15 protein-coding genes are annotated in these 18372 nt (G+C 64.8%); 13 read left to right on the top strand and 2 right to left on the bottom strand.

The genetic code is table 11. The features are described from left to right. Positions 1-60 precede the first annotated feature (60 nt). The 6 genes from CS006_RS01990 (at position 61) to pstB (ending at position 6733) form a co-directional block, all read left to right on the top strand. Entirely contained in the window at positions 61-1479 is a 1419-nt protein-coding gene (locus CS006_RS01990) for a sensor histidine kinase (RefSeq protein ID WP_100510094.1), read from the top strand. Between the two features lie 103 nt (positions 1480-1582). Next, positions 1583-2287 (top strand): response regulator transcription factor, encoded by a 705-nt coding sequence (locus CS006_RS01985; protein ID WP_100510093.1) that lies wholly within the window; start codon positions 1583-1585, stop codon positions 2285-2287. 425 nt (positions 2288-2712) lie between these two features. Next, positions 2713-3846 carry a phosphate ABC transporter substrate-binding protein PstS gene (pstS, locus tag CS006_RS01980; RefSeq protein ID WP_100510092.1) on the top strand — a complete coding sequence of 378 codons (1134 nt, stop codon included), beginning with the start codon at positions 2713-2715 and terminating at the stop codon, positions 3844-3846. A 116-nt stretch (positions 3847-3962) separates the two neighbouring features. Continuing rightward, positions 3963-4922: a phosphate ABC transporter permease subunit PstC gene (pstC, locus tag CS006_RS01975; RefSeq protein WP_100510091.1), complete on the top strand. Its 960-nt coding sequence runs from the start codon at positions 3963-3965 to the stop codon at positions 4920-4922. Continuing rightward, a complete protein-coding gene (gene pstA, locus CS006_RS01970) occupies positions 4922-5914 on the top strand; it encodes a phosphate ABC transporter permease PstA (RefSeq protein WP_100510090.1) in 993 nt (330 codons plus the stop codon). Before pstC ends, pstA begins: the two co-directional genes overlap by 1 nt. Before the next feature lie 39 nt (positions 5915-5953). Continuing rightward, a complete protein-coding gene (gene pstB, locus CS006_RS01965) occupies positions 5954-6733 on the top strand; it encodes a phosphate ABC transporter ATP-binding protein PstB (protein ID WP_100510089.1) in 780 nt (259 codons plus the stop codon). Between the two features lie 862 nt (positions 6734-7595). Here pstB and CS006_RS01960 read toward each other — a convergent pair. Next, on the bottom strand, positions 7596-8672 hold the full coding sequence (locus tag CS006_RS01960; protein WP_100510088.1) for an aggregation-promoting factor C-terminal-like domain-containing protein: 1077 nt from the start codon (positions 8670-8672) through the stop codon (positions 7596-7598). A gap of 189 nt (positions 8673-8861) precedes the next feature. Next, positions 8862-9194 (bottom strand): thioredoxin, encoded by a 333-nt coding sequence (trxA, locus tag CS006_RS01955; protein WP_100510087.1) that lies wholly within the window; start codon positions 9192-9194, stop codon positions 8862-8864. 164 nt (positions 9195-9358) lie between these two features. Here trxA and CS006_RS01950 point away from each other — a divergent pair, with 164 nt between their 5' ends. The 7 genes from CS006_RS01950 (at position 9359) to CS006_RS01920 (ending at position 18305) form a co-directional block, all read left to right on the top strand. Further along, the gene (locus CS006_RS01950) at positions 9359-9982 is read left to right on the top strand and encodes an NUDIX hydrolase family protein (RefSeq protein WP_100510086.1); all 624 of its coding nucleotides are present in this window, start codon (positions 9359-9361) and stop codon (positions 9980-9982) included. 31 nt (positions 9983-10013) lie between these two features. Beyond that, positions 10014-10892: an alpha/beta fold hydrolase gene (locus tag CS006_RS01945; protein WP_341476062.1), complete on the top strand. Its 879-nt coding sequence runs from the start codon at positions 10014-10016 to the stop codon at positions 10890-10892. A 64-nt stretch (positions 10893-10956) separates the two neighbouring features. Further along, positions 10957-12030 (top strand): NAD(+) diphosphatase, encoded by a 1074-nt coding sequence (nudC, locus tag CS006_RS01940; protein WP_100510085.1) that lies wholly within the window; start codon positions 10957-10959, stop codon positions 12028-12030. Positions 12031-12285: 255 nt separating this feature from the next. Continuing rightward, positions 12286-13887 carry a L,D-transpeptidase gene (locus CS006_RS01935; protein ID WP_100510084.1) on the top strand — a complete coding sequence of 534 codons (1602 nt, stop codon included), beginning with the start codon at positions 12286-12288 and terminating at the stop codon, positions 13885-13887. A 24-nt stretch (positions 13888-13911) separates the two neighbouring features. After that, positions 13912-14337 carry a glycine cleavage system protein GcvH gene (gene gcvH, locus CS006_RS01930; RefSeq protein WP_100510083.1) on the top strand — a complete coding sequence of 142 codons (426 nt, stop codon included), beginning with the start codon at positions 13912-13914 and terminating at the stop codon, positions 14335-14337. Positions 14338-14415: 78 nt separating this feature from the next. Continuing rightward, on the top strand, positions 14416-15675 hold the full coding sequence (locus CS006_RS01925; protein ID WP_100510082.1) for an App1 family protein: 1260 nt from the start codon (positions 14416-14418) through the stop codon (positions 15673-15675). A 188-nt stretch (positions 15676-15863) separates the two neighbouring features. Beyond that, positions 15864-18305 carry a S9 family peptidase gene (locus CS006_RS01920; RefSeq protein WP_100510081.1) on the top strand — a complete coding sequence of 814 codons (2442 nt, stop codon included), beginning with the start codon at positions 15864-15866 and terminating at the stop codon, positions 18303-18305. Positions 18306-18372: the final 67 nt, after the last annotated feature.

Genomic DNA, 18372 nt, shown 5'->3' with positions numbered 1-18372 from the left:
TCGGTCGCGTATGCACACAGTCGGGCCCGCGCGGCCCGGCGGAACGGTCGGTCGAGCACAATGGCAATCTCACTTTCCACGACGGAATCCTCCTTCTTCCTCATCATCCTCATCATCGTGGTGGCGGCCGCGGCGCTGCTCATCTGGCAGTCGTATCGCAAGGGCGTCGACGCCGGCGCCCTGCGGATGGTGAGGAAGATCGCGCAGGACAACGAGCCGCCGGCCTCCTCGGTGTTCGGCAGGGGGGTCAATGCGCAGAACGCGGCCCACAATCTGCTTGACGTGATGCGCAGCGCCGTCATCCTCGTCGACGGACTCGGCAACACGCGATACGTCAGTCCGCTGGCCGAGCAGCTGGACGTCGTGGCCGACGACCATCTCGAATACGACGAGATTCGCGATATCCTCGCCCAGGTGGTCTCCGACGGCAAGATTCGCGACCGCGAGATCGAACTGCACGTCGAGCCCGAATCCGGCCGGATCACCGACCGCGTGCCGATGTACCTGCGCGTGCGCATCGGCCGCATCGCGCGGATACACAGCGACATCATGCCCGACGACGACGTCGACGACATCGCCGTTTCGGGCGGCGCCGACGAACTGTACGCCGTCTTCCTCGAGAACGTGAGCGAGCGCCGCAACTTCGAGCGCATGCGCCGCGACTTCGTGACCAACGTATCCCACGAGCTCAAGACCCCGGCCGGCGCCATCTCGCTGCTCGCCGAGACGGTGTCGGACGCGGCCGAGGACCCCGACGCCGTGCGCTACTTCTCCGGCCGCATCTCGAAGGAGTCCGAGCGCCTGACCGAGCTCGTGCAGAAGCTCATCGCGCTGCAGAAGGTGCAGAACGACGAAGGCCTCGCGGCCGCCGACCGCCGGCCGGTCGACGTGCCGCAGGTCGTGCGCGAGGCGCTTGACGAGAACGCGGTGCAGGCCGATGCGGCGAACATCGAACTGCGCATGTACGTGGGCGACGACACCGTCGGCGTTCAGACCAACGAGGCCAACGACACGGCCGACGGAACCGAGGCCGACCGTGCCGGCAGGTCGGGCGGTATGGACGGCGACGCGGCCGACGGCACCGCGGAGCCGGCATATGAGCCGATGATCGTGGAGGGCGACGCCGACGCCATCAAGACCGCCGTGAAGAACCTCGTGGAGAACGCCGTGCACTACTCGCCCAAGGGCACGCATGTGGGCGTGAGCGTCAAGCAGGAGGGCGGTTTCGTCCGCATCCGCGTGATCGACCAGGGCATCGGCATCCCCGTCGAGGCGCAGAGCCGCATCTTCGAACGGTTCTACCGGGTCGATCCGGCCCGCTCGCGCGAGACCGGCGGCACCGGCCTCGGCCTCGCCATCACCAAGCACATCGTGCAGGAGGCGGGTGGAACGATTGACGTGTGGTCCCGTCCCGGAGAGGGCTCCACGTTCACCATCACGCTGCCGGTCGCGAGTGGGGAAAATCACTCCAACGATTAACCTGTGCGCAAGATATGTGGGTACACTGTTCATGTCTGTGTAAGGGCGGGGGAGTCTTCGCCGGCCTGGGTAAGTCTCGAAAAATCAAGGGAAGTCAACGTATATGACGCGCATACTTATCGTCGAGGATGAGGAATCCTATCGCGAGCCGCTGGTCTACCAGTTCACGCACGAGGGCTACGACGTGATCGCCGCCGCCACGGGCGAGGAGGGGCTTGAGCTGTTCACCAAGGGTGGCATCGACCTGGTGCTGCTCGACCTCATGCTTCCCGGCCTCGACGGCACCTCGCTGTGCCGCCGCATCCGCGAGCAGAGCCGTGTGCCCATCATCATGCTCACGGCCAAGAGCTCGGAGATCGACAAGGTCGTCGGTCTGGAGATCGGCGCCGACGACTACGTGACCAAGCCGTACTCCTTCCGCGAGCTGCTCGCCCGCGTGCGCGCCGTGCTGCGCCGCAACCAGGCGAGCGTCGACACCGGCGACGTCTCCGGAGACGACGTGCCGCTGGTGTGCGGGCCCATCCGCATGCTGGTGGGACAGCATGCCGTCACCGTGCACGGCGAAAGCGTGTTCTTCCCGCTCAAGGAGTTCGAGCTGCTGGAATACCTCATGCAGAACAAGGGCCGCGTGCTCACCCGCCACCAGCTCATCGACCGTGTGTGGGGCTCCGACTACGTCGGCGACACGAAGACGCTCGACGTGCACATCAAGCGCGTGCGCTCGAAGATCGAGGAGGACTCCGCCCATCCGCACTACATCACCACGGTGCGCGGCCTCGGCTACAAGATCGACGAGCCGTCCGACTGACGGCGGACGCGGCGCGCGGCGTTCCGCGCGACCGGCGCGCCGCGGTGCCGGCCATGTAGTACATTCATAACCGTATGCAAAATCTACGTAGATATTGCATACGGTTTTCTTGTACCTACCTCTTTCGACGAAAGGACGATCGGCAACCAACAAGCGCGCATGATACTGATATCCGATGGGGAATCGCGGTTTTCCAACGATTTCCGCGTTGAACGCCGGTGATTTCCGCATCGTGGAAATACTACAAAACAGATATCAGCACAAGTTCACTTACTGTTTACCGATTTTGGTTTTCGACCCCCGAAACCATCAATAATCTGTTAAGTGTCATAACAAAGGTGCGTCATCCACATGGTTTTCAAGACGTGGCACGCACGGCGGCCCCGGACCTGCCGGGGACGCGGACAGACAAGAGGGAATAAGTTATGCGAAAGAATCTTCTGCTTCGCTCCATGGCCGTGGTTTCCGGCCTGGCAATGATGGCTTCTCTGGCGGCCTGCGGCGACAACGCCCCGGCCGGTAGCTCCTCCTCCAGCTCCAGCGCCTCCGGCACCCAGCTGAGCGGCGAGTTCTCCGGCGCCGGCGCCTCCTCCCAGAAGAGCGCCGTCGACGCCTGGATCGCCGGCTTCGGCGCCAAGCAGCCCAACGCCAAGATCGCCTACGATCCGTCCGGATCCGGCGCCGGCGTGAGCACCTTCCTGACCGGCGCCACCGTGTGGGCCGGCTCCGACGCCCCGCTCGAGGCCGACCAGGTCGAGCAGTCCAAGAGCGTGTGCGAAGGCAAGACCGCCTTCGACGTTCCGGTCTACATCTCCCCGATCGCCATCGTGTACAACCTCAAGTCGGCCGGCCTCAACGGCACCGACAAGCACCTGAACATGGACGCCGCCACGCTGGCCAAGATCTTCGACGGCAAGATCACCAAGTGGAACGATCCCGCCATCGCCAAGCAGAACCCCGACGCCAAGCTTCCGTCCACCGACATCACCGTGGTCCACCGCTCCGACAAGTCCGGCACCACCAAGAACTTCCTGAGCTACATCAAGGACGCCGCCGGCGACTCCAACTGGAAGTACGAGGTCGGCGAGAACTGGCCGAACAACGTCGGCCAGGGCGGCAAGGGCACCTCCGGCGTGATCTCCACCGTCAACCAGGCCGAAGGCACCATCGGCTACGCCGACGCCTCCCAGGCCGGCGACCTCGGCACCGTGGCCGTCAAGGTCGGCGAGAAGTACGTGCCGTACTCGGCCGAAGCCGCAGCCAAGGTCGTTGACGCCTCCCCGAAGGACGACTCCGCCAAGGGCGAGAACCGCGTGGTCATCAAGCTCGACCACAACACCACCGAGGACGGCGCCTACCCGGTCGTGCTCGTCTCCTACGACGTCGCCTGCCCCACCTACAAGGACGCCAACAAGGCCGAGTTCGCCAAGCAGTGGCTCAGCTACGTGGTGAGCGACGAGGGTCAGCAGACCGCCGCCACCAACGCCGGCTCCGCCCCGATGTCCGATACCCTGCGCGCCGAGGTCCAGAAGTCCATCGACGCCATCCAGACCAAGTAACCCAATCGGGTTCGCGTCCCCATCGCTTCATTTGCGCGAAATCACGACGGTGATGTCGTCAGGAAGTGGCGGGGACGCCTTCTCGTTTGTACGCAAATCATCAGAAGGAGAATGAGGTGACTTCTCAAACTACGTCGGAGGTAGGTGGCGTCGTCAAGGACGGCAAGACCGCCGACAAAGTGTTCAAGGGAGTGGCCTACGCCTGCGGCATCCTGATTCTTGTCGCACTCGCGGCCGTGTTCATCTTCCTGTTCGTCCGTGCCCTGCCGCTCCTCGTCGGCGACAAGGCCGCCAACCAGGCGACCATCGAGAACTTCTCCGGTGGCGCCGCCCATAACTTCCTGCAGTACGTCGGCCCGCTCGTGTTCGGAACCATTCTGGTCTCCGCACTCGCGCTGATCATCGCGTTCTTCATCGCGGTGGGCATCGCACTGTTCATCTCCCACTACGCCTCGCCGAAGCTGTCGGCCGTGCTCTCGGCCGTCATCGACCTGCTGGCCGCCATCCCCTCCGTCATCTACGGTCTGTGGGGCGGTCTGATCCTCGTGCCGCACATCGTCGGCGTGTGGAACTGGTTCGCCAAGTACCTCGGCTGGACCTACATCTTCGGCGGCCCGGCCTCGAACCCGCCGCGTACGGTCGCCACGGTGGCCGTCGTGCTGGCCGTGATGATCCTGCCGATCATCACCTCCGTCTCGCGAGACATCTTCCTGCAGACCCCGGCCCTCCAGCAGGAGGCCGCCCTGGCGCTCGGCGCCACCAAGTGGGAGATGATCAAGCTGGCGGTCATCCCGTTCGGCAAGTCCGGCGTGATCTCCGCCTCCATGCTCGGCCTCGGCCGCGCACTCGGCGAGACGATGGCCGTGCTCATGATCCTGTCCCCGGGCATGCTGTACTCCTTCAGGCTGCTGCAGGCCTCCCAGAGCCAGACCATCGCAGCCAACATCGCCGCGCAGTTCCCCGAGGCCAACGACCTCGGCGTGAGCACCCTGATCGCCACCGGTCTCGTGCTGTTCGTCATCACGTTCATCGTGAACTATGCGGCACGCAAGATCACGGATAGGAAGGACGCCTGATGACCGCCGCAGCAACCAATCCCGAATTCCATCGCGGACCGCAGCCCGACTTCGACAAGTTCAAGCCCAGCCGCTCCTCCATCCAGACGCGCAAGTACAAGGACATCGCCATGCGTGTCCTCATCTACATCGCGTTCCTCATCGCGCTGGTCCCGCTCGTCTCCGTGCTCTGGACCTGCCTCGCCGAAGGCTACAAGCGCCTTGACGGCTACTTCCTGAGCCACAACATGGTCGGCGTCATCGGCGGCATGTACCCGTACGGCGGCATCCTCCACGCCATCATCGGCACCGTGGAGATCACGTTCGGCGCCATGGTCATCTCCATCCCGATCGGTCTCATGTGCGCCGTCTACCTCGTGGAATACGCGCAGAAGGGCCCGCTGTCCAAGACCATCTCCCTGCTGGTCGACGTGATGAGCGGCATCCCGTCCATCGTCGCCGGTCTGTTCGCCTTTTCGCTGTTCACCATCCTGCTCGGCCCCGGCACCGTCAACGGCTTCGTCGGCTCGGTGGCGTTGTCGCTGCTCATGATCCCGACCGTGGTGAAGACCAGCGAGGAGATGCTGAAGATCGTCCCGAGCGACCTTCGCGAATGCTCCTACGCACTGGGCGTCACCAAGCAGCGCACCATCACCAAGATCGTGCTGCGCACCGCGCTTCCGGGCATCGTCTCCGGCGTGATCCTCGCCATCGCGCGAGTCATCGGCGAGACCGCCCCGCTGCTCATCGCCTCCGGCTTCATCGCCAACACCAACTTCAACCTCTTCTCCGGTCGTATGACGACGCTGCCGGTGTACGTCTACAACGAATACTCCCAGGGTCTGGCCACCTGCACGCCCGCCGCGCTCAAGCTCAACCCGCCGTGCCTGCCGGGCATCCGTATGGAACGTGCATGGGCCGCCGCCCTCGTGCTGATCCTCATCGTGCTTCTGCTGAACATCATCGGCCGCATCGTGGCCAAGGTGTTCTCGGTCGAAGGCACGCAGAAGTAATCGAGTAATCGCCGTCACTGGAAAACATAAGGAAAGAACATGGGACAACGAATTGATGTCAACCATCTGAACGTCTACTACGGCGACTTCCTGGCCGTCGAGGACGTCAACATGAAGATCGAACCGAACAAGGTCACCGCCTTCATCGGCCCCTCCGGCTGTGGCAAGTCCACCGTGCTGCGCACCCTCGACCGCATGCACGAGATCATCCCCGGCGCCCACGTCACGGGCGAGGTGCTGCTCGAAGGCAAGAACCTCTACGGCCCCGGCGTCGACCCCGTCGCCGTCCGCCGCGACGTCGGCATGGTGTTCCAGCGCCCGAACCCGTTCCCCACGATGTCCATTCGTGAGAACGTGCTCGCCGGCATGAAGCTCAACAACCGTTCCGTCGACAAGAAGGACGCCGACGAGCTCGTCGAATGGGCCCTGCGTGGCGCCAACCTGTGGGACGAGGTCAAGGACCGTCTCGACAACCCCGGCATCGGCCTCTCCGGTGGCCAGCAGCAGCGTCTGTGCATCGCCCGCGCCGTGGCCGTGCACCCGCAGGTGCTGCTCATGGACGAGCCCTGCTCCGCCCTTGACCCGATTTCGACGCTCGCCGTCGAGGATCTGATCAACGAGCTGAAGAAGGACTACACGATCGTCATCGTGACCCACAACATGCAGCAGGCCGCCCGTGTGTCCGACTACACCGCCTTCTTCAACCTCAAGGAGATCGGCCAGCCCGGTCATCTCGTCGAGATGAACGAGACCAAGGTCATCTTCGAGAACCCGCACGAGGAAGACACCGAACGCTACATCTCCGGCCGCTTCGGCTGATCCTCACCGTTGGGGGACCGTCCGCGGTCGTTCCCGTCCGCCACGACGCGGCGTCGAATCGCCGGCGACATCGTTCGCCCGGCGTTCGGCCTCGCGGCGTGACGGAGGGAGACGGCGGGCCCCGAAGGTTCCGGCCCCGTCATTCATCTATGAGTGCAACACCGAATGACGCGCCGGTCGCCTGACGGACCACGGCCCCCAACGGACCGACTCTTCCCCTGTCGTTCTGTTTCTTCTCTCCGATGGGGGATACCAAGACTCCTGTACTGCCTCGCGCAGACAGGAGTTTTTGCATATGCGGCCGGTGTGTATTCGTGTATTCGGCCGCAGTGCATGGCGGCAAAACGAATCGAATCGATTCGAATCGAATGTGCACCATGCCCCAAGAAATACAAGTCGGGTTTTGTGGGTCTATCGCATCAATGTTGTGGGTCTACTCAATCATTTTGTGGGTCTGCCGAATCGGGTTTGTGGGTCTGACCGTTCACAAGGAAAATTTGTGGGTCTGGCCTATTCAATAACCGTGGGCCAATCCGTTCATAAAGAGGTTTGTGGGTCTAGGACATACGCGAGGATCCCGAAAATCCCTTCCTCGCGAACGGATAGACCCACTTTTGGATTTTGGCGACCGATTAGACCCACAAACCCCTATTGGGCTCCTATTGGATTCTGTTTGATGACGCGATAGGCCCACAAATCCGACTGGATTGACGGGGTGGTCGGTTGACGTCGAGGTCGGTTAACAGGGCGATCGGTCGACGGGGAGGCCGCCGATATACGCCGAGGTCCCGGCACCTCGTGGGAAGTGCCGGGACCTCGGTTGCGGAGATTCGGTATCCGTGAATCGGCGTGGATTCGCGGATCAGTAGTTGTGGTTGGCGAGCCAGTAGTTGTAGGCGCCCTGCACGCTGCCGTAGCGTTCGTTGCAGTAGCTGAGGAACCACTTGAGCTGCGTCTGGTAGTTGGTCTGCCAGTCGGCGCCGGCGGACGACATCTTGCTGCCGGGCAGGGCCTGCGGCAGGCCGTATGCGCCGGAGGACGGGTTCGTGGCGGTCGGATCCCAGCCGGACTCGTGGTTGATGATGTACACGGTGGCGGAGAAGTCGGCCTCGCTGTAGCCGTTGGCGAGCAGGTAGTCGTGCGCCCATTTCTGCATGTCGCTGGCCGGGACCGTGGTGCCCAGGTTCGAGGAGCCGGTGGAGCTCGACGACGAGGAGGAGGACGATGAGGACGAAGACGAGGAATCGGCCTGCGTGCTGCCGGTGCCGATGAGGATGACCTTCGACTTCGGGGCCTTCTTGACCCACGCGCTCAGCGTGTTCGACGAGGTGACCTTGCCGCCGGCCTTGGTGACCAGGTTGGTCATCTGCATGATGCCCTTCTCGCCTTCCTCCTGCACCTTCTTGGTGCCGGAAGGCAGCGCGTCCGTCTTCTTCTCGACGGTGTTGAAGGCGATGGCCTTCTCGACGGTCTCGATGGAGGAGCCGGCACGGTCGATGGTGATGACCGTGGACTCGTTCACCTTGGTCGTCAGGCTGGGGGAGACGGAGTCGTCGGGTTCGAGGGTGATGTTGCCCTGATCGAGCACGGACTTGACATCGGTGAAGTTCTCGCCGAGCACCACGCGGGAGTTGCCGTTGATGACGACCTTCACATAGGACGTGTTCGCGTCGGCGCCACGCAGTCCGGCCTTGATGTCGGCGCGGGCGTCGCCACGGGACGCGGCCTGGAACTGGTCGACCTCGTCGCTCTTCGTGGCGGAATACGAGGTGATGGACGACGTGTTCGTACGGTTCGTGTTGCTCGTGTAGAAGTCACGGGAGACGAAACCCCCGGTGATCAGCAGCGCAGCGGCGGCGGCTCCCGCCCCCAGACGAATCCACTGACGACGGGTGATGCGCTTGAGAATAAAAGCCTTTTCCTTGCGGTGGCTTGCCATGAATCTCCTTACGTAGACCTACAGAGTCTCACACAACATCCATATCTTACCGACCCATGATGACGGCGGCAAAAAAATCAGCGCGCCGTATGCGACAACGACGCGCCGAATGTGATAAAAAAGATTATTTCGACGATTCGTCCGACGGTCGCGACCGCGACCGCGTCGGACGGATGATCGTCATGGCCGTCAGGCCGCGGGAGTCTCCTCCTTGACCTTGTCGATCAGCGTGTCCAGATCGGACGCGCGCAGCGCGCCGGCCTGCTTGAAGACCACCTCGCCGTTCTTGAGGACGATGAGCGTCGGCACCGCGGAGATGCCGGCGGCCTCGGCCAGACCCTGCTGCTGGTCGATGTCCACCTTGGTGAACCACACGTCGTCATGGGATTCGGAGGCCTTCTCGTAGATCGGGCCGAATGCGCGGCACGGGCCGCACCACGTGGCCCAGAAGTCGATGAACACCAGCGGGTGCTCCTTGACGGTGGTTTCGAAATTCTCGGCGGTCAACTCGTGCGTGGCCATGGTGCCTCCCTAACGGATCATGGAAGATTGACGGAACAAAGGGCGTCGCCGCAAGGGCGACGACATACGTACATAAGCATCTCATAGCGTGGCCGCGACACAAGACCCTATTGCTTACGGCGCATAGACATGCAAAGGTCATACGGCGGTCTGATAATAAGGGCATGCCTGTGCTGAATGACGAAGTGCCCGACGAGGGCGACTACGACGCGTCGCGCCGTCGCGGCGAATTCGACGACATCACCCCCGACGATTTCATCCGCGGATCGGGGCACGACAACCCGCCGGGATGGCTGGACTCCTCCGACATCGACCGTGCGCGCCGCCAGCTGCCGATCGTCTATGTGGAGATCGTGCCCGTGCGCACCGACGAGCTCGGCCGCATATCCAAGGTCGGCACGCTGCTGCGCGCCGGCGACGACAGCGCCATCGAACGCACGCTGATCACCGGTCGCGTGCTGTTCCACGAATCGTTGCGCGAGGCCGTGGCCCGCAACATCGCCAAGGACCTGGGCGACATCGCGCTGCCCATCCTGCCGGTCTCGCTGCAGCCGTTCACCGTGGCCGAGTTCTTCCCCACGCCCGGCGTCTCCGAGTTCTACGATCCCCGTCAGCACGCCGTGGCCCTGTGCTATGTGGTGCCGATCGCCGGCGACTGCAAGCCGCAGGACGAGACGCTCGACGTGGAATGGGTGAGTCCCGCCGAAGTGCTGCGCCCCGACTACCTGGCGCAGATGCCCGGCGGCCACGACCGCATCATCCGCCGCGCGCTGGCCTGGGCCGAATAGACGCAACCGAACATACCGAGGTGATTTCTTCATGACCATCGACAACCCCGCGACCATGACGATTCTGAACACCGTGTACCGCGACGTCCCCGCCGTCGAAGGCTCGCCGACGCCGGTGGTACTGGTGCACGCGTTCCCCGTGGACCATCGCGTATGGGACGTATGCGCCGGCCGTCTGGCCGCAATGGCCGACGAACAGGGCGCGGCGCCGTTCGCCATCTACGGGCTGGAGATGCCGGGCGCCGGCAAGTGCCCCATCCCCGGTGCCGAACAGACCGGGCCGGTCGCCGCCGACGGCGCCTACCCCGAGGCCATGGACCGCATGGCCGAATCCTTCGTCGCGGCCCTCAAGTCCACGGGCTACGACAAGGCCGTATGGGTGGGCATCTCGATGGGAGGCTACCTCACGCTCGCGGTGCACCGCCTGCACCCCGAAGCCGTAGCCGGCGTGGTGCTGTGCGACACCAAGTCCGAAGGCGACGGCCCCGAGGCCCGCGCCAACCGCCTGCGCATCGCCGACGAATGCGAGACGCACGACACCGTCGAGCCGGTCATGCACTTCGCCAAGCCGCAGCCGGGCGACTCCGCGCTCAAGCGCTCGCAGGGCTTCATCGACCTGTTCAGCGGCTGGATCGGCGAACAGGATCCCAAGGGCGTGGCATGGCGCCAGCGCATGGCGGCCGGACGCCCCGACGAGACCCCGCAGCTCGCGAAGATCGCCGTTCCCGCCGGACTCGTCTCCGGCACGCTCGACCCCTCCAGCGCCCCGGACCGCATGCGCCCCATGGCCGAGGCGATGACCGCCACCGACCCCGTGTTCACCGTGGTCGACGACGCCGGCCACTTCACCTGCGTGGAAAAGCCCGACGTGGTGGCGCAGGCCATCCTCGACGTCCAGCGCCGCGCCTGAGCCCACGACCGTCGGCGTCGCGGACGATGCGGACGACACAGCCGACATAGCAGTAAGGATTGTCATGACCGATTCCACCGACCCCGTATTCTCGCCGCTGGCGCTCACCCAGGCGCTGCCGTTCCTGCCGCTGGCGCAGGGCACCATCGACTATGAGGTCGACCGGCGCGGCGAGGAGGGTCTCATCGACACCGTGCTCGGCGAGACCGCCACCCAGGTGATGCTCATCAGCAACGGTCTCATCGCCGTGCCCAAGGGCGACGCCGCGAAGGTCGAATACGACGTGGCGAAGATCCGTCCCGCACTGGTCCCCGGCCCCTATGTGCGCGCCGAACTGCGCGCGCACCGCGGCGTCACCGCCATCTTCCTCGGCACCGACCGGCTCGGCGCCGCGCCCGAGACCCACTACGTGGCCCTCGACATCACCCGCGCCGCCTCCGACATCCCCGGCAGCCAGTTCGGCGCCGACCACACCTTCGGACGAGACGACGACTCCCTGATAGGCAAGGCCGCGGCCCGCTTCGACTGGGTCGACCTGCGCGGCTTCGCGCCGCACGTCGGCTCGCGCGACGCCGGCCTCGCCACCAGCGCCGTCACCGTCGGCATCTGGCACAACCGCCAGCGCTTCTGCCCCTGCTGCGGCTCGCCCGTGGAGCCGGCGCTCGCCGGATGGGCGCAGCGCTGCACCAACGCCTCTGACGGCAACCGCATCCTGTTCCCGCGCATCGAACCGGCGGTCATCACCGCCATCGTGGACTCCTCGGACCGTCTGCTCCTGCAGCACAACGCCGCATGGAAGGACAACCTCTACTCCGTCTCCGCCGGATTCGTGGAGGCCGGCGAGAACCTCGAGCACGCCGCCCGCCGCGAGGCCAAGGAGGAGACCGGCATCACGCTGGGCGAGGTGAAGTACCTCGGCTCCCAGCCATGGCCGTTCCCCGCCTCGCTGATGATGGCGTTCAAGGCCCGCGCGCTGACCACCGAGGTCCGCGTGGACCACGAGGAGACGGCCGACGCCCGGTGGTTCACCCGCGACGAGTTCACCGACGCGATGATCATGGGGCGCATCAAGGTGCCCGGCAAGGCCACCATCGCCCGGTACATGCTCGAGGAATGGTACGGCCGGCCCCTGCAATAAGGTCAATAAGGTCATTGTCGTCTGGCGGCCGGCTTCGGGACCGCGTCGCGGGGCGAGGCACCCCCGCCCTCGATACGTGGTGTCCGGCGGCCATGCGAATCGTCCACTGTGCCCTGCAATGGACACGGTCTCCCTCGACGGACACAGTTCTCCCGCGCGTTCGTTGTCGGATTAATCACAATTGCGGCCCTCGGGAAATGTCATTTGCGCGGGTATAGTTGGGAACGTTGAAAATACACGAGAAATGGGAAGATCATGACTAACGAACAGAACTTCGAGAACGGGAGGCCCGAACAGGGCGCGTCCTTCGATTTTCTTTCGTCCGCCTCTGCGCCGGACGAGGCGCAGACCGTAACGATGGCCCCCCTGCCGGCATCGGCGTCTGGTGATGTGTTCAACGGCGCCGCGACCGTGAGGACGAAGAAGAAGCCGGTCGGGCTGATCGTCGCGCTTACCCTGCTGGTTGTGGTCCTCGCCGCATTCGCCGGCTACATCATCGGCGGACAGTACTACTTCAAGGACAAGGCCGCCCCCGGCGTGCGCCTCGGCACCATCTCCGTCGCCGGCCAGACCTCCGACGAACTGAAGAACACGGTGACCGACGCCGTGCGCAACTCCTCCGTCAAGGTGACCGTCAAGGGCGGCGCCTCGACCACCGCCTCGCTCACCGACCTCGGCGTGAGCGTGAACGTGGACAAGACCGTCAACGACCTGATGAACGCCAACAAGGAGAACTTCATCAGCACGGTCAACCCCTTCGCCAGGACCTCGGTCTCCCTGGAGACCAGCGGCGACAAGCTCGCCATGACCACCTTCCTCTCCGACAAGCTGATCGGCGAGGACTCCCGCGTGGTCAACGCCACCGTCAAGTACGATTCGTCCGCCAAGAAGTTCGTCGTGTCCAACAGCCGCGACGGCGAGTCGCCGAAGATCGCCCCCGTCCAGCAGGCCGTCAACGCCATCAAGGCCGAGCCCGGCGACACCAGGTCCGTCGAGATCGGCACCGAGACCATCAAGGCCCCGATCAGCGACGCCACCGCCACGAAGGCCGCCGACGACGCGAACGCGCGCCTGGCGAGCCAGCTCGTCATCTCGAACGGCGACACCAAGACGTTCACCATCCCCGCCGACCAGATCGCCACGTGGATCAAGGTGAACGAAGACCCGACCAAGGGCACCATCGCCCTCTCGTATGACGAGAGCGCCATCAACTCCTACCTGTCCAGCACGCTGCCCGACGCCCTGAACCAGAAGATGGTCGCCGAGCAGAACGTCGTCAACACGGCCGGCACCGTGATCACCACCGACGTCAAGGGCGTCAACGGCGTGGAGGTCAACAGCGACGCCTCCGCCACCACCAAGCAGGTGTGCACGGCGCTGCGCAACGGCACCTCCGGCACCATCAAGGCCGACGCCAAGGTGGTCAAGTACGAGACCAAGTCGCGCAAGGTGCGCTACGACGTGCCGAACGGCGACCCGCACATGGTCATCAACCTCAGCGAGCAGAAGGCCTACGCCTACAAGGGCACCACCCTGGTGAACACCTTCAACGTCTCCACCGGCAAGCCCTCCACGCCCACCGACAACGGCACCTTCTTCGTGCACACCAAGTACGAGAGCCAGACGATGCGCGGCGAGGACTACGTGACGCCGAACGTGCCGTGGGTCACCTACTACAACGAGGGCGAAGGCTTCCACGGCGCCCCGTGGAACCCCGGCGGCATCGCCAGCGGCACGCCCAAGTCGCACGGCTGCACCAACATGAACGTCGCGGACGCCAAGTGGGTCTACGACTTCATGCCGATCGGCGCGATGGTCGAAGTGACCGGCAGCACGCCCAGCGGCGCCGTGCGGTAAACGCCTGCGGGTACGCTTGGAGTCATGACTGACGAACAGCGTTATGACCATGAGCTGGCCGCAGCCGCCAGCAGCATCGAAGTGCCCGAGCACCTGAAGTATTCCGATGACCACGTGTGGCTCGACGATTCCGTCGACCCCGTGGTCATCGGCATTACTGAGCATGCCGCCGAGGAACTGGGCGACCTGGTGTTCATCGACTTCCCCGAGCCGGGAACCCGCGTCGAGGCCGGCGACGAGATCGTGTCGCTGGAATCCTCCAAGGCCGTCTCCCCGGTGATCAGCCCCGTCGCAGGCGAGGTGAAGTACGTCAACCGCGAGGCATACGACGATCCCTCCGTGGTCGATTCCGACCCGTACGGCGAGGGATGGCTGCTGAAGATCGCCCTTGACGACGACGAACCCGACATGATGGACGCCGAGGAATACGCCGCCCTGCTGCGCAAGTAAGGACGCCTCCATGCGCCGCGCCCCGCCTTCGGGCGGCGCGGCGAGAACAAGACTATTGAAGACTACCTAAGGTTGACCATGGTCGATTCCCATTCCATCCATTCCCATGCTCCCTCCGGTCGCGGGACGGCGGCCGACGCCGATTCCGCTCCCGACACGGCCGTCGAGGCCGAGACCCCGATCGTCGCGCAGCCGTCCACGTCGAACTTCGACACGGCGAGCCGTCGCGAGCAGATCGACTTCAAGCCGTTGGCCGTGCGCGCCACACGCCGCGCCGTGACCCACACGTTCGGCCTGTGGAGCCTGTTCTCCACGGCCATCGCACGGCGTCTGGGATGGTATCCGCGCGTGGAGCCGTATGTGGGCTATGGCACCGGCGCGTATTCGCGGCTGATCTGCCGCACCGTATACGCTCCCGAGCAGCGCACCGCCGGTCTGGTCACACGCGGCATCCGCGCCGCGTTCATGGTCCCCGCCGCCGAGACGCAGGTGAAGATCAGCATCGACTCCATCCCCCTGGTCACCGTGCAGGTGGGGGATTCCGAACAGTACGACAAATTCGACAGCGCCCGCGAGCAGGGCAGCGAATTCGCTGTCTCCGATTCGCAGGGCTATCTCGACCTCGTGGCCGAGCGCGAGCTGACGCCCGGCAGGCATGACGTCTCCTACACGGTGGACCGCCGCCATCCGGTGCACTCCACGCTGTATACGATCCCGGCCGACGCGAAGGTCGGCATCATCTCCGACATCGACGACACGGTGATGGTCACGCAGGTGCCCACGCTGTGGCGGGCCGTGTTCAACATGCTGTTCCTCAACCCGCGCAAGCGCATGTCGGTGCCCTCGATGTCGGTGTTCTACTCCAAGCTGCGCGAGCTGTTCCCCGACGCCCCGTTCTTCTACCTGTCGACCTCGCCGTGGAACGTGGAGAGCTCCATCCGCCACTTCATCGAATACCACGGGTTCCCCGAAGGCCCGCTGCTGCTGCGCGACCTCGACCCGCGTCCGAAGACGTTCATCCCCTCCGGCGTGCAGCACAAGCTGGAGTTCGTCGAGCAGCTCATGGCCGACTTCCCCGAAATGAGGTTCATCCTCCTCGGCGACGACGGCCAGAAGGACCCGAGCACGTACGCCACCATCGCACAGCGCTACAAGGGCCGTGTGATCGCCATCGGCATCCGCCAGCTCAGTCCGCGCGACATGGGCCGTTCGCTGCCGCAGCGGGTCACCGGGCCGGTCGTGCCGGCACCCGTGCCCGACGTGCCGGTCTTCTACGGTCCGAACGGCGTCAATCTCATGAACACGATGATGCCGTATCTCAGGAACCTCTTCCACTGACGCGGAATCCCGATCGCGATTCATCGCTGTCCGATTCCACGCCGTCCATCCGATGGGGCCGCCGACGAATCGTCCGGCGGCCCCATCGCCGTCATTATCCGTCATCAATGACGCCAATCCATATGCTTCGTGACGAAAAACCGCCGAATTCTATAAGAAACCGATAAAAGCGTGGGATACTTGAGCGTATGACTGTGGACAATGGATGGACGGACGTCGCAGGGCTCAAGCCGCCGGAGGCCGTGAAGGAACCCAGCCGACGCCGCGCTCAAGGGGATACGTTCAGCGATCCGTACGAATGGATGCGCGACAAGGAATCCGACCGCGTGCAGGAGTACGTGGCCGCGCAGAACGCATACTGCGAGCAGCGCATGGCGGGATTGAAGACGCTGCGCGGCACGCTGTTCGAGGAGATCCGCTCCCGCGTGCAGCAGACCGACATGTCGGTGCCCACGCGCATGAACGGCTACTGGTACTACACGCGCACGCAGGAGGGCAAGCAGTACGGCATCCAGTGCCGCGTGCCCATCCGCGGCGCCGACGACTGGGATCCCCCGACCATCGCCGCGGCCGGCGGCGACCGGCCCGTCGGCGAGGAGATCGTCTTCGACTGCAACGAGGAGGCCGAGGGCCACCAGTTCTTCAGCATCGGCGGCATGGACATGAGCCATGACGGACGTTTCATGGCATACAGCGTGGATGTGACGGGCAACGAACGCTACGACCTGCGCATCCGCGACCTCGAAACGGGGAAGGACTTCCCCGAGACCATCCACGAGGTCGCCGGCGGCGGATGCATCACGCCCGACGGCAAATGGGTGTTCTACACGAAGGTCGACGCCGCATGGCGCCCCTACTGCGTCTGGCGTCACCGCGTCGGCACCAGCGCCGACGACGACGTGCAGGTGTATCACGACCCCGACGAGCGATTCTGGGTGGGCGTCGGCATCTCGTTCGACGAACAGCAGATCATCGTCGAATCCGGGTCGAAGACCACGTCCGAGGTGCTGATGCTTTCGGTGGACGACCCCGAAGGCGAGTTCAAGCCGTTCATCGAACGCACCGAAGGCGTCGAATACGACGTGAGCTTCGCCGAGTTCGAGGACGAGGCCGGCAACATCCCCGTCGCCCTCGTGATCCACAACGTGTCGAACCCGAACTTCGAGATCGACGTCATCGACATGCGCACCCACCAGCCGCCGTACACGCTCGGCGAGGGCGTATGCGTGGCGCAGGGCTCGCTCGCCGGATGCGAGCCGCCGCACGGCGGCCGTCCGACGCCGCAGACCCGCGCCACCCGATACCAGTCCATCAGCACGCTGAGCGACATCCCCGACAATCCGGAGATCCTGCAGGGCGTGCAGGGACTGCGCATCGAGGGCATCGCCATGTACCGGCACTTCGTGGCGCTGTCGTATCGTGCTGACAGCCTGCCGCAGCTGGCCGTCATGCCCAAGCGCGCCGCCAAGGAGGACTTCCTCGCCGGCCGCCCGTGGGGATTCGGCGGCATCGTGCCGCGTGTGGACGGCAAGCTGTACTCCATCGGCATGAGCGGCAACCCCTCGTATGACGCGCCGCGCATGCGCTACACGACCGTGAGCTACACGCAGCCGGGCGAGCTGCATGAATACGATCCCGAGACCGACACCGACGTGCTGCTCAAGCGCGCCACCGTGCTCGGCGACTTCGACCCCGCAGACTACGCCGAAAAGCGCATGTGGGTGCGCGTGCGCGACGGTGAGCATGTGCCCGTCTCGCTGGTGTGGCGCCGCGGGCTCATCCCCGCGCTGGAGGGCGCGCGCGAGGGCCTGACCGACGAGGTCATCGAGGTGCCGCGCGAGCTGACGCTCTCGTACGAGGACATGTCGGCGCGCTACGACCGCCGCGAGGCGCCGATGTTCATCACCGGCTACGGCGCGTACGAGATCAGCTCCGACCCGAGCTTCTCCGTGCCGCGTCTGAGCCTGCTCGACCGAGGCGTGCTCTACGCCGTGCCGCACGTGCGCGGCGGCGGCGAGCTCGGCCGAGGCTGGTACGAGCAGGGCCGCAAGCTCAACAAGATGAACACGTTCATCGACTTCATCGACGTCACGGCCGCCCTGCAGCGCAACGGCATCGCCGACCCGAAGCGCACCGTGGCCAACGGCGGCTCGGCCGGCGGCCTGCTCATGGGCGCCGTGGCCAACATGGCGCCGCAGCTCTACGCGGGCATCGAGGCGGACGTGCCGTTCGTCGACGCGCTTACGTCCATCCTCGACACGTCGCTGCCGCTGACCGTCACCGAATGGGACGAGTGGGGCGACCCGTTGCACAACGCCGAGGTCTACCGCTACATGAAGCAGTACTCGCCGTACGAGAACGTGCAGGACGCCGACGAGCGCGAGCGCGAGTACGGCACGAGGCACTTCCCTGCCATGTTCGTCACCACGTCGATGAACGACACGCGCGTGCTCTACGTGGAACCGCTCAAGTGGATCGCCCGCCTGCAGGAGCCGGACGCCGAGGTCGACGCCGTGGCGAAGATCGAGGTGGAGGCCGGCCATGGCGGCGTGACGGGCCGTTACAAGCGCTGGCAGGAGATCTCCTACGAAAATGCCTGGTGCCTCTCCGCCATGGGCATCGAGGAGTAGTCGGTCCCTGTCGCTGCCGGCTTCCCTCTTCGGGAAGGGGAGCCGGCATATGTCCATAAGACGGAAC

This window comes from Bifidobacterium primatium (assembly GCF_002802875.1).
GTDB classification, from domain to species: Bacteria; Actinomycetota; Actinomycetes; order Actinomycetales; family Bifidobacteriaceae; genus Galliscardovia; species Galliscardovia primatium.
Note: the sequence above shows the minus strand (reverse complement) of the source record. Positions and strands in the feature narration are given on the sequence as shown.